11 protein-coding genes and 2 tRNA genes are annotated in these 12761 nt (G+C 39.8%); 5 read left to right on the top strand and 8 right to left on the bottom strand.

The window, feature by feature from the left end; translation table 11 throughout:
• Nucleotides 1-352 precede the first annotated feature (352 nt).
• From pepF to N8M66_RS06310, 6 genes are read right to left on the bottom strand one after another with little or no spacing between them, the layout of a single operon-like run.
• Nucleotides 353-2149, bottom strand: coding sequence for an oligoendopeptidase F (gene pepF, locus N8M66_RS06335; protein ID WP_261046252.1), 1797 nt, complete (start codon nucleotides 2147-2149; stop codon nucleotides 353-355).
• A 10-nt stretch (nucleotides 2150-2159) separates the two neighbouring features.
• Nucleotides 2160-2903 carry a 16S rRNA (uracil(1498)-N(3))-methyltransferase gene (locus N8M66_RS06330; protein WP_261046251.1) on the bottom strand — a complete coding sequence of 248 codons (744 nt, stop codon included), beginning with the start codon at nucleotides 2901-2903 and terminating at the stop codon, nucleotides 2160-2162.
• A 1-nt stretch (nucleotide 2904) separates the two neighbouring features.
• A complete protein-coding gene (gene prmA / locus N8M66_RS06325; RefSeq protein ID WP_261046249.1) occupies nucleotides 2905-3855 on the bottom strand; it encodes a 50S ribosomal protein L11 methyltransferase in 951 nt (316 codons plus the stop codon).
• Entirely contained in the window at nucleotides 3855-4235 is a 381-nt protein-coding gene (locus N8M66_RS06320; RefSeq protein WP_261046247.1) for a hypothetical protein, read from the bottom strand. The genes prmA and N8M66_RS06320 overlap by 1 nt, the downstream gene beginning before the upstream one ends.
• Nucleotides 4201-4659 (bottom strand): NUDIX hydrolase, encoded by a 459-nt coding sequence (locus tag N8M66_RS06315; RefSeq protein WP_261046244.1) that lies wholly within the window; start codon nucleotides 4657-4659, stop codon nucleotides 4201-4203. The genes N8M66_RS06320 and N8M66_RS06315 overlap by 35 nt, the downstream gene beginning before the upstream one ends.
• Before the next feature lie 9 nt (nucleotides 4660-4668).
• Nucleotides 4669-5139 carry a DUF3013 family protein gene (locus tag N8M66_RS06310; RefSeq protein ID WP_049531867.1) on the bottom strand — a complete coding sequence of 157 codons (471 nt, stop codon included), beginning with the start codon at nucleotides 5137-5139 and terminating at the stop codon, nucleotides 4669-4671.
• A 115-nt stretch (nucleotides 5140-5254) separates the two neighbouring features.
• Here N8M66_RS06310 and N8M66_RS06305 point away from each other — a divergent pair, with 115 nt between their 5' ends.
• The 4 genes from N8M66_RS06305 to N8M66_RS06290 all read left to right on the top strand — a co-directional run bounded on the left by N8M66_RS06305 (nucleotide 5255) and on the right by N8M66_RS06290 (nucleotide 7868).
• Nucleotides 5255-6526 (top strand): replication-associated recombination protein A, encoded by a 1272-nt coding sequence (locus N8M66_RS06305; protein WP_261019031.1) that lies wholly within the window; start codon nucleotides 5255-5257, stop codon nucleotides 6524-6526.
• Nucleotides 6527-6790: 264 nt separating this feature from the next.
• Nucleotides 6791-6863, top strand: a tRNA-Lys gene (locus tag N8M66_RS06300).
• A gap of 354 nt (nucleotides 6864-7217) precedes the next feature.
• On the top strand, nucleotides 7218-7733 hold the full coding sequence (locus N8M66_RS06295) for a DUF308 domain-containing protein (RefSeq protein WP_261046242.1): 516 nt from the start codon (nucleotides 7218-7220) through the stop codon (nucleotides 7731-7733).
• Between the two features lie 62 nt (nucleotides 7734-7795).
• Nucleotides 7796-7868 (top strand) — tRNA-Lys (locus N8M66_RS06290).
• Between the two features lie 140 nt (nucleotides 7869-8008).
• Here N8M66_RS06290 and N8M66_RS06285 read toward each other — a convergent pair.
• On the bottom strand, nucleotides 8009-9097 hold the full coding sequence (locus tag N8M66_RS06285) for an AI-2E family transporter (protein ID WP_261046240.1): 1089 nt from the start codon (nucleotides 9095-9097) through the stop codon (nucleotides 8009-8011).
• 9 nt (nucleotides 9098-9106) lie between these two features.
• Entirely contained in the window at nucleotides 9107-10396 is a 1290-nt protein-coding gene (locus tag N8M66_RS06280) for a hypothetical protein (RefSeq protein WP_004256070.1), read from the bottom strand.
• Nucleotides 10397-11199: 803 nt separating this feature from the next.
• Here N8M66_RS06280 and N8M66_RS06275 point away from each other — a divergent pair.
• Nucleotides 11200-12345, top strand: a complete 1146-nt coding sequence (locus N8M66_RS06275) for a low temperature requirement protein A (RefSeq protein ID WP_261046238.1) — start codon at nucleotides 11200-11202, stop codon at nucleotides 12343-12345.
• Nucleotides 12346-12761 lie beyond the last annotated feature (416 nt).

Here is a 12761-nt window from a genome sequence, read left to right as displayed (position 1 = left end):
AGCAGTTACCATTGCAGTTGCAACGCCCAAACCAATCAACACTTGTTCCTTTTTCATAAAATCACCCTTTCTTAAAAATATTTACCTTATCTATACAAATCCATATTATTTATATTTTACAAATAATCTTCTCTAGCCAGAAATAGATTCAATTTTCTTTATAGCTTGCTCTCTCAATTAAGTACAATCTGATAGAAAATGAAGCAGATAACTATTAATACCAGTTCTACAGCAAGTTCAAATTTAACATCACGACCTTCAACGACATTTTTGAAAATAGCTATAGTTAAGCTAAATAGAATGACGCTTAACAAGCCCATAAACATCACTCTAGAACAACCTCTCTATCCCCTTACTCTCCCAACTGGGCACTGTAGGCGATAATCTGATCAACTGTGTCAGACAAGAATTGGATGGTATCACGGAGTGGTTTATCTGTAGAGATATCTGCTCCGATAATCATGGCTGACTCAAGCGGTGTCTTGCTACCACCTGACTTAAGGAGATTGAGCCAGTCTTCAGCTCCAGTTTCTGAGTTTTTAAGATGGAGGTAACCAGCTGTCGAGATAACTAGTCCTGCTGAGTAGGTGTAACTATACAAGCCCATATAATAGTGAGCTTGGCGCATCCAAGTCAAAGCTGCATCATCATCGATTTCAATGGCATCGCCCCAAAAATCTATCAAAACTTCCTTCATAATACTGTTGAGTTTGCTTGCTCCAAAGGTTTCCCCTTCTTCAATCAGTGTATAAACCTTACGCTGGAAGGCTGCTTCCAAGAGGTGGGTGATGAAATTATGGAAGTAGGTATCTGTCAAGCGATGAGCAAGAGCGAAACGTTTTTGACGTGGGTCGTCAGACTGCTGTTCTAAGTAATCACTTAAAAGCAATTCATTGAAAGTTGACGGTGCTTCGACATAGTAGGTCGACATGTGGGCATTGAAGTAGCTTTGGTGGTTGTCAGAAAAGATAAACTGACCAGAATGCCCAATCTCATGAATCAAGGTATAGACATCACTCAAACGACCTGTCCAGCTCATAAGGACATAAGGGTGGACACGATATGGATCCGCCGCATAACCGCCAGAATCCTTGCCACTATTAGCAGCAAAGTCCACCCAGCGCTCTTCTTGATAGCGAGCAACTTCCTGACAATATTCCTGCCCCAAAGGTTCTACCGACTTCATGACCAAATCATAGGCGTCGTCAATAGTCACTTGAGGATTAAGAGCGCTATCCAAGTCCAATTTCCAGTCTGCAAAAGTCATCTTTTCAAGACCATTTACCTTAGCAACATGCTTGAGGTATCTCTGAGCGACTGGCGAAAATTCCTGCATAATGAGGTCAATCTGGCGATCAAACATGGCACGGTCCACTTCTTGCTCAGCCAAAAGATAATCAAAGACAGAGTCGTAACCCTTCATATCTGCCAATAATTTTTCAGACTTAACTTGGGCTAAATAGGCTGCAGCAGCCGTATTTTGGTGCTTACGAAGTCCTTCTGAGAAGGAACGGAAAGATTTCTCACGAACCTCAGCGTCCTCGTGATTTTGGTAGAAGTTTTCATAGGTAACAAAGCTGTTTTTGTAGGTTTTGCCATTGACTTCAAAGTCAGAAATTTCAAAGTCCCCAGCTCGCATCTTAGTATAAATATCCTGCGGACTGTAGAAAACCTCGCCTAGATTGGTCAAGGCCTTCTCCACATCTGCTCCTAGGTAGTGTGCTTTTTTGATTTTAGCCTGACGAATGGCTGCCGTCAAATGTGGCAATTCACCCAAACGCTCCAAGACTTCCTCGTCTGCTGCCACCAAGGCATCGTCAAAGAAGGTCAAGGCTACACTGGCATCTGTTTCAAATTCCATGCCAGCTTGGGCAATGTTAGCAAATTCTTCATTGCTATAGTCTGTCGTCTGAGGCATAAAACCATAGTTACCAATATGGCTCATCTGAATGTAGATTTGTTCCAATTCTGCAAAGGCCTTCTCAAAATCCTCAAAAGTGTGAAGATTGCCCTTGTAATCACGGCTAAATTGATTGATGTCTTCGCGAGCTTTCTCGATTGCACGCAAGAAATCCTCACGGTCTTGGTATAGGGCTGTTAAATCCCAAAGTTCCTTCTCTGGAAATTCTGAACGGTGTTTTTGTTCCATTTTCTTCCTCTTATTTCTCTAATTCTAATAAAACACTAAGGGCTGATAAGGCGTAAAGTGGTGCTGTTTCTGCTCGCAAGATGCGAGGACCAAGTCCCGCCAATACTGCTCCTTTAGCTTCAAAACTCTCGATTTCTGCAGGTGAGAGACCACCTTCTGGACCAAAGATAAAGAGCAGTTTAGCTCCTTTTTCAAGACCAGTGACTGCTTGTAAGAGAGCAGCGGATTCTCCTTCTTTAGCTGACTCTTCATAGGCTACTACGATAGAGTCAAACTGGTCAAGTTGGGCTAGAAAATCGGCTTTCTTCTCAAACAGCTTGATGCTTGGAACGAAGTTACGTTTGCTTTGTTCTGCCGCTCCAAGGGCAATTTTTTCTAGTTTTTCAACCTTTTTACCCAATTTCTTGCCATCCCACTTAGCAACTGACCAGTCTGCCGGAAAGGCCCAAATCTGGCTGGCACCTAGTTCGGTCACTTTTTGAGTGATAAACTCCAGCTTGTCTCCCTTAGGAAAGCCAGATGCTATGGTCACTTGAACGGGCAGTTCCACATTGTCATCTAGTTCTTCTACCAATTCAAACTGACGAGCTTCCACATCCAGCACGCGCGCCAAGCGCTTGATGCCATCCTCAAAGACTAAGGTCACCTCGTCATCTTCTTTCAAGCGCATAACCTGAAACATGTGCTTGCTGGTTTCCTTGTCCTCGATGGTAACAGGAGAGATAGCACTGCCTTTGACAAAATACTGTTGCATGCTAGCCTCCAATCACACCTGAAATATCCTTGGTTTTCTTAAAGACACAAGCATTCCATTCTCCTTGAATCATGTGGGTTTCAAGGAAAAATCCAGCTGACTCAGCCGACTCGCGCACCATGTCCCACTTGTCCTTGATAATGCCACTCATGATGAGGTAGCCCTCATCCTTGACCAAACGATAGGCATCCTCCGTCAGATGAATGAGAATATCCGCTAAGATATTAGCCACAATCACATCTGCCTCAATCTCCACACCCTTAAGCAAATCTCCAGCAGCAACATGAATATTCTCCATGCCAGGGTTGAGCTCAATATTTTCCTGAGCCACACGAACTGCCACATCATCTAGGTCGTAGGCAAAGATTTCCTTGGCACCAAGAAGCGAGCTAGCAATAGAAAGGACACCTGATCCAGTCCCCACATCTAGCACTGTCTCGCCACCACGAAGGACCTGCTCCAAGGCAAAAAGGCTCATCTTAGTAGTTGGATGCGTCCCAGTTCCAAAGGCCATACCAGGATCCAGCTTGATAATCTTTTCTCCAGCAGTCGCCTCATAGTCTGTCCAAGACGGCACGATGGTCAAGTCATGGGTAATACGAGCTGGTTCGTAGTATTTCTTCCAGTTGTCTGCCCAGTCTTCCTCAGCCAAGGCAGTCGTGCCCATCTTGACCTCACCCAGATCCATAAAGTCTGCCAATTCTACCAGACGATTCTTCAAATCCGCCTCAACAACTGCCACATCAACCGTATCAGGGTAATAGGCTGTCACTACGATTTCTTCTTGCTGCTCAACCTCTGGGAAAATCTCGCCGAAACGGTCCACATTTCCCACATAGTCCATACTGTCTTCGATTGCAACGCCTTGAGCACCTAACTCAATCAAGAGATTAGATACCAACTCCTCTCCCTCACGCTTCACTGTAACTTTTAACTCTTGCCATGTTTCCATTATGTATTTTCCTTATTCTTCTTAAATTCTTCAATCACATCTGTATAGTGTTCTTTCATTGCACTATGAATCTGCTGTTTAAAAATACCAAACATAAGATAATAAACAAATAGAACAATTCCTGCTAACAGTATCAATAATAAAAAATATACTGAAAGAGGCAGTACGAGACCTCCATCACTCAGTAAGGGTATAACAAGCATTAATCCCCAAATAACAGCCGTAGAAATCCCAGCTACTTTCGTACCTCTTTCTCTCATCTTCTTTAACTTTAAATATTCTATATAAATGAATGTAGCTTCCTCTCTAGAATATTGTCCAGTTTCTAGCTTACGCTTAACTTCTTTATTCAACGTGGTTGTTGCAATCGCAAAAATCATTCTTTTCCTCCAAATAATTTCTCACTCTATCTTGTAACTGAGGTACAACTTGACTGAAACTAAGAAATTCCTCCACATTCATCAGCTGATAGCCCTGTCCTTCATCTCCAAATACGATACTGTCAAACTGATCCTGTGTCAACTTCCCAACTAGAAAAACGGATTGCTTATCTGCAAAAAGCATACTCGGATAAACCTTACTCCCAATCAGACAATCCTCAGTCAGATGAATTCCCAGTTCTTCATAAACTTCACGCACTACGCACTCAAAAGGACTTTCATCGCCTTCACGTCCACCACCGGGCAACTCCCACATATTGGGCCAGGGAATGCTTGCCTTATCATCGCGTAAGATAGTCAAGAGCTTATCCCCACAAAACAAAGCAATCTTGCAGCCTGTGAAATCAGAAATTTCTAGTTCCATGTCAAACTCCTAGTATCTCGGATACGGATAAAACTCCCCTTCTTCCAAGCCAACTTTTCCTTCTTCAAAGACTTCTTGGTTCCATTCCATGACAAATTCCTCTGCTTCTGGGTCTTCCAAAAAGTCCATAAGAGCATCTAGTCCAACCTCGGCAGTATCTTTAAGGAAAAGAGCAAAATATGCTAAAAATTCACGAGAAAATCCTTTTTTAGGTAGGTAAGGAATGACCGTCAAATAGTCTTCTGCATTGACTGTTGATTTAGCAGGATTGTAGAAAAGAACTGCTTCTTCAAAGAGAATGTCATCTGACGAAACCTCTCCGTCCTCATCCACCATCTCCACACCTGCAGCATTTTGCGCTTCTAACAAAAAACTCACTTCAACCGCGTGGTTGCGCTTGTCCCAACTAATCTCAAAGTCAAAGGGAAAATTCTTCTCCAACTCTTCCTCTAAAACATCTAAAAATCCGTATGTTGCCATTTTGTCCTCTTTCTATGCGACTCTTAAATCGCCCCGATTGCTCGGAAATATGCTAAAATAGATACTACCATCTTACCACATATACATCAGAAAATCCACGTTAGAAAGGACTGCTATGCCAGACAATCTCGCGCTTCGCATGCGCCCTAAAACCATCGACCAGGTCATCGGTCAGGAACATCTGGTCGGACACGGAAAAATCATTCGTCGCATGGTGGAGGCCAACCGCCTGTCCTCCATGATTCTCTATGGCCCTCCGGGAATCGGCAAGACCAGTATTGCCTCTGCCATCGCAGGGACGACCAAGTATGCCTTTCGAACTTTCAATGCGACAGTTGATAGTAAAAAGCGACTGCAAGAAATTGCGGAAGAGGCGAAATTCTCTGGTGGTCTCGTCCTATTACTAGACGAGATTCATAGACTAGATAAAACCAAGCAAGACTTCCTCTTGCCTCTCTTGGAAAGTGGTCTGATCATCATGATTGGCGCTACGACTGAAAATCCCTTCTTTTCTGTCACTCCTGCCATCCGTAGCCGAGTTCAAATTTTTGAGTTAGAACCTCTGTCTAACCAAGACGTCAAAGAGGCCCTGCAGATAGCTCTAAGTAACCCTGAGCGTGGTTTTGATTTCCCAGTAGAACTAGATGAGGATGCGCTGGATTTCATCGCAACTTCTACAAACGGAGACCTGCGTTCTGCCTTCAACTCACTGGACTTGGCTGTTCTTTCTACCCCTGAGAATGATGAGGGCATTCGCCATATTACTCTAGACATCATGGAAAATAGTCTTCAGAGAAGCTACATTACTATGGATAAGGATGGGGATGGGCACTATGATGTTCTCTCAGCCCTGCAAAAGTCTATCCGTGGCTCAGATGTTGATGCCAGTCTTCACTATGCTGCCCGCTTGATTGAGGCTGGTGATTTGCCAAGTCTCGCGCGTCGCTTGACTGTTATCGCCTATGAAGATATCGGTTTGGCCAATCCTGAAGCCCAGATTCACACCGTGACTGCTCTGGATGCTGCACAAAGGATTGGTTTCCCAGAAGCCCGCATTCTCATTGCCAATGTCGTGATTGATTTGGCCCTTTCTCCAAAATCCAACTCAGCATACGTGGCTATGGACAAGGCACTTGCTGACCTCAAAACATCAGGGCACTTGCCTATTCCGCGACACCTGCGTGATGGGCACTACAGTGGAAGCAAGGAACTGGGGAATGCCCAAGACTATCTCTATCCACACAACTATCCTGGAAATTGGGTCAAGCAAGACTATCTGCCAGAAAAAATTCGCAATCATCACTATTTCCAAGCAGAAGATACTGGTAAATATGAACGGGCTTTGGCTCAAAGAAAGGAAGCTATCGACCGTTTGCGAAAAATCTGAAATCCTTTTCAAAAAATTGCACTTTCCTCTTGATTTTTTTTGAAAAAGTGGTATTATATAAACATAGAAACGCTGTGGTGTACGACTTCACACTTAAGTGTTGACCGACTATTTTTTGTATTATTAGGGAAACAAAAGTCTTCTAACAGCATGTAGGCCGTCTCACACGGAAACAGCTTCAGTTAGAGCGAGTTGCCCACCTGCTTAATTGCGCGGGTTCAATACAAACCGTGAAGTTTCGGCACCAATACAGCTTTTTTCTTTGCCTCCTTAGCTCAGCTGGCAGAGCAGCGGACTCTTAATCCGTGGGTCACAGGTTCGATCCCTGTAGGGGGCATCTAAATACAACAGGAAAAAGCCTTGTAAATCAAGGCTTTTTTTGCTTGTCTATAACTGATTTACCCCATCATTTGTCCCACATTTTAAATCTATCTTTTCTTTTTGAATCAAATTACATCTTTACAAATAGTGTAAAGCCAGTTACTTTTGCTTTGATTCCATACAATATTTTCATGTAGAGAAGACAAATTTTATCTTCTCTTTTTATTTTCAAAATAATAAAAACTGATTTTCTTTTCATAAATCAGACTGAAACTTCCAAATTTTCCATTTTGTTTATTGATATTTCCTCTAAAAAGGTGTATAATATTTTTATTATCAAACTATACTATACTATATAGGGGGTATTGAAATGAAATTTTCTAATCGTTTACTGCTATTCCTTGCAGGAGTTGTTTTTGTCCTTTTAGGACTTTTCCTATTTACAAACCCAGTAGCTAATCTTGTTGTTTACAGCTGGTGGATTGCATTTGGTTTACTGGTTGCTTCTATAGCAGCTATTTTAGGCTATTTCTCTGTACCAAAAGAGCTTCGCTCACCAGCTCATCTTTTCCAAGGGATTGTTAATCTTCTCTTAGCTCTTTACCTCGTTGCCTATGGCTTTGTGACGCTGCCAGTTGTCATTCCAACTATTTTAGGAATTTGGTTAATTGTAGAAGCCATTATAGCTTTCTTTAAAGGCAATCGTCTGGGATTGATTTTCCCTATTATTGGCAACCATATCATGTGGATAGCGTTGCTTGCATTTTTACTAGGTCTAGTGATTTTGTTCAATCCAGTAGCTACAAGTGTCTTTGTCGTTTATGTCGTTGCCTTTGCATTTTTAATTGTTGGTTTCACCTATATCCTTGATGCCTTTCGTAAATAATCTAGCTGCCATTTTGGGCATATTAAAATAGCTGGGAAGTTACATTCTCAGCTTTTTCTGTTGCCTCCTTAGCTCAGTTGGTAGAGCAGTAGACTCTTAAGCTATGGGGCGCAGGTTCGAGCCCTGCAGGGGGCACATCTAAATCAACAGAAATAAGCCTTGAAACCAAGGCTTTTTTTAACGTCTAATAGCTTTTTGTAGAAAAGTATTTAAAAATAAAAGAGAAGAGAATCTCTCACTCTCTTCTCAGTATATCTTATTAAATTTAGTTTTTCTTAATCTAGCTGATTTTCCTTTGCAACGACAAATTCCTTAACCAATCGATAGATAACAGCAGATATCGGTGTAAAGAATATCATCCCAAGTAAGCCAAAGAGATTGCCTCCAATACTAGCAGCCGCAAGCGTGAAAATAGCTGGCAAACCAATAGACTGACCTACAACTCTAGGATAAATAAGGTTTCCTTCAATCAGCTGTATGATTTGATATAGAAGAAGAGAAAGTAAGGCTTGATTAGGACTCACTGTGAAGATAAAAATCGCTCCCACAACACAAGCAATCATAGGCCCTACATAAGGAATGAACGATAGCACTCCTGCAAAGATACCTGTCATTACTCCATAGGGTATCCCAAACACGCTGTAAACAACCGCTATCATAACTCCTATGATAACTGCTTCAATCAGCTGACTCATCAAAAATTGGTCATAAGTCTCTAGTGCTACTTGTCCAATGTAAGTCAACTTTATCACCACCTTCTCTGGAAGAAAAACTTTTAGAAGTCGACTCGTCATCGCTGCCAGATGTTCCTTACTGGATAAAAATAAAAAGGTGAAGACTATAATCAAAAAGGCATTCATCAAACTTGAAAAAATATTGCCGATATTACTAGTCAGACCGGATAAGAAGGTTATCAAAGCTTGACTAATAGAGCTAGACTGTCCCTGAATTCCTGATACGATAGTTGACAGCATGTCTTTGGTTACAAATTCCGAGCTGTCTAGCAATTTCCCAAGTTGAGTAAGGACTGTTGAAAGGACTGTTCCCAGCTGACTAATAGTCTGGGCTAGGGTTGGCAGCACCAAAACCAAAAGAGCAATCACGATTAAGATAAGAGCTAGGAAAACAAGTACCATGGCAATCGGACGACGCAACTCTGCCTTTACCTTCAATTTAACTAAGTACTGTTCAATTTTTTTCATAGGAACATTAAGCACAAAAGCAATAACAGCACCATAAATCAAGGTTGATATTACATCAAAGAGAGAGATTGCTCCTGATATAAAGCTCGATGCATTCAGAATTACAAGAGCAACCAGCCCTATAAAAAGTATTAACGGGGTGTATTTTTTTACTAAGTTCATAAATTCTCCTTAATAAACATGTTTAGATACGACTATACTATTTGGTTTTTCAAACTCTCGATTAAGGTAGGCTTGGTAAGTTCCTGGAGCGATAAATCCTTTGGGTGAGAGGATATCGGTGCCAGCCTGACCGACTATGGTATCAGCCAAGAGCACACAGTTTGTAGATAAGACAAAGTAGGATTTAAACTTAGATTTGATAAATTTATAAAGTTCCCCATCTGTCTCATGTCTGATTTTATAAGCGTAGGTGTAGTCTTCCTTACCATCACCTGTCATGATTTTATCTGCACTTGGCTCCCATGGAATCGTCAGTTGTTTCAATTCAGCCAACTTTTTCTGAACTGCTTTTTCCATTTCAGGCGTCAAATCTATCCCATAACCAAAAAGCGTTTTTTGACTCTCACGTTTACATAGGTCAATGTACTTGTCACGATCACAGAAATATAAGACACCATCTCCTACCATGCCAAATAAGGTCTCAGAAGACGGATCATAGTTGCCATAAGAAATAACACGGCCTTGATAGCAGATATCCACATGACCAATTGCCGAAAACAGAGAGGTCTCAGCTGTATGAACAAAAATTTCAAGCTCCGCTGTCTTACCAGACTTCACTATTCCAAGATGGATATCTTCTTCCTCATCAGCATTTTCCAGCATAAATTTGTTAACTTTTGCTAAAGTTCTTGCAGGGATGAGAGCGGCTAGGACAATAGGTAAGCTAATTCTAATACGACGTTTGAGATGGTTTTTCCCAATTTCCTCCTCAAACAAGAAACCATCACGGATATTGGACACACCATAAAGGAAAAAATAAGCCCCTAATACAAAGAGTTGAAAGACAGAATTTCCTGTAGAGGACAAAAGACTAGTCCCACCAAGAAAAACTAGTACGAGTCCATCTAGTAAGAGACGAAAACGAGGTCGAATTTTGTTTTTGCGGTAGAGAACATAGGTGACAAGGTTAATACTAGCATGAAAAATCTGATAAACTCCAATCACAAGAGCCAAAATATAAATCGGCACATCCGTCGCAAGATTGGAGCCAAGCAAATATCCCAGCACTAACAATTTAACCAGTGCAACTCCCAAGGTGTCCGTTGACTGACTTTTTTTGAAAATACGTAATACTAAATCTAAGACCGTTGCTATCCAAGCTAAAAACAGAACCAGTCGAATAACCTTTACTGGCAACCAAGTCCCCGTGACCATCAAGATGAGACCTAGCAGAACAAACAAGAACCCCTGAGCAAGTAATTTCTTACCTGTCAGACCTAAAGATAGAATTTTCGCCATATAAAAACCTTTCAACAATAAAAATTAAACACTCCGATTAAACTGACTAGTAAATAGCCAACACTACAAACAGCCTGTGCCAGCAACATATGGTGACTAGAAATGACTGTAGTAATGTCACCATCTTGTCTTATGCACTTCTAAAATTTGTTATATTGATTAGAAACCAGAGCTTATAAAAACTAGCTAAACTCGAGAGATAGACACAATTGCGACGAAAAAATGTATAACCAATTCAACTTGTTAAGGTAAGAAAGCATTATTTCCAATCTATTAATTATTCATCTATTACCTATTATGACACAATATTCCCTATAGTTCAACTTTTTACTTGTTTTTATATTACACGGACTAAAAAGTTTTCAACAGTTGATTGCATGTGTTTTAATAAGTTTTAACCTTTCTTGGTTAGATAAAAAAAGAACCATACAGTTTAGAATCTGTATGGTTTTTGCCCCACTTTTGTCCCATTTTTAAATCATGACATTGAAAATACCTAAAATCACTTATATTTCAATATTTTTAATTGCTCTCAATATGAAAGTCCTTTCCAAATCCCTGTAGGGGGCATCTAAATACAACAGGAAAAAGCCTTGGAATCAAGGCTTTTTTGTGTAGTCTTAGCACTAAAAAACGATAGAAAAAACACCCCTTCTGAACTGCACCCCAAAAGTTAGACAGAAAAAACCTAACTTTTGTGGCGCAGTTCATTCGCGTCACATGAAGTTATTTAAGCATCTCTTTTTTTTTATTACCATTTTCTGTTATAATAAATTGTACTTCTAAAATAGAAAGGTCTTAAGATGACAACTCTTATTAAACATAAACGTGTAGAATTTTCAGAACTTTTTTATGACTTAGTTTTTGTTTTTGCAATTTCAAAAGTAACTACTTTAATTGACCATCTTCATAACGGTATTTTGACTTGGAATTCTTTCCTTGATTTTCTCATTGCTACTTTGTTTCTCATCGATTCCTGGATGATTCAAACCGATTATACCAATCGCTATGGAAAGAACTCTTTATTTAACATAGTAATCATGTTTATCAAAATGGGAATTTTACTCTTTATAGCCAATATGATTGGACCTGATTGGCAACAATATTTTCATTATCTCTGTTGGGCTATTGGTACATTAACCCTTACCTTATTTTTTCAATATTTGGTTGAATTTTTTAGAAAATCAACCGATGATGCTAATCGGGAAAGTATCAAAGGTTTTCTATGGATAACAGGTCTAGGAAGTTTAGGATTCTATCTAGCAGCTCTTCTTCCTATTTACCTTAGAGTCTATATCTTATTTGCTAGTATTCTGCTAACATTTATTATGCCAAGTATCTTGCTTAATAAAGATAAGCATTACCAGGTAAATCTCCCCCATTTAATCGAGCGCATCTCCCTTCTTGTCATTATTATGTTTGGAGAGATGATTACGGAGCTAGCTAACTTCTTTACAATCGAGAATTTCTCGATTTATTCGGTTCTTTATTTCATTATTATGATTTCTCTGTTCTTGTTTTATTTTGGTCAATTCGACCATGCTATTGATGAAAAATCTAATCAAAAGGGACTATTTCTAATTTACAGTCACTATCCTATTTTCATTGGACTTCTTATGATGACCGTTTCGATGAGTTTTCTTCTGAATCCTGAAGCTAATCGTCTCTTTGCAACCAGCTTCTCTTATATCGGATTTGGCCTCTTTCAAGCTGCTGTCCTAGTAAATGGGCCCCATAACAAACACTATCTTCGCTATTCGAAAAGTTACTACTGTGTCCAAGCGACACTCTATCTGACTGCCTTGATTCTCTCTTTAATCTTTGCTTCTAATCCTATAATAGTAGTGAGTATAACAACCATTTTAGCTCTAGCTATAGCCATTCATTTTATTTATTTTTATGTGACACAGAATAAAAAATATTCCAAATCTAACTGGGGGTTCTTTTAATGAGTTTATAAGATTAAAAAGCTTTGGGAACCAAGGCTTTTTTTTCATTAATTTGTTTTTCCATTTTATCCTCCAATTTGATCTCGCACTGACATTTATTTATAACAAAACTATATATCTAGAATAGCATAATCATTAGGTATTATAGGTTTTCAAACCAAATACGAGTCATTCGTTTTTGCCCCATTTTTAAATCCTGACATTGAAAACACCTAAAAGTATTTCCCTAAAATCAGCTATATTTCAACATTTTTGTTTATTTTCAATATGAAAAGTTCTTACAAATCCATGTAGGGGGCATCTACATACAACAGGAAAAGCCTTGGAATCAAGGTTTTTTTCGTATCTTCTACAAAAAAAGCAAGAGTTTTAGAGGACTATGACTCTAGATGTACATTTTACTTAAATGACTGAAG

Origin of the sequence: Streptococcus mitis, from assembly GCF_946188585.1 — a bacterium.
Taxonomy (GTDB): domain Bacteria; phylum Bacillota; class Bacilli; order Lactobacillales; family Streptococcaceae; genus Streptococcus; species Streptococcus mitis_DG.
The sequence above is the reverse complement of the archived record's forward strand: the minus strand, read 5'-3'. Positions and strand labels throughout refer to the sequence as shown.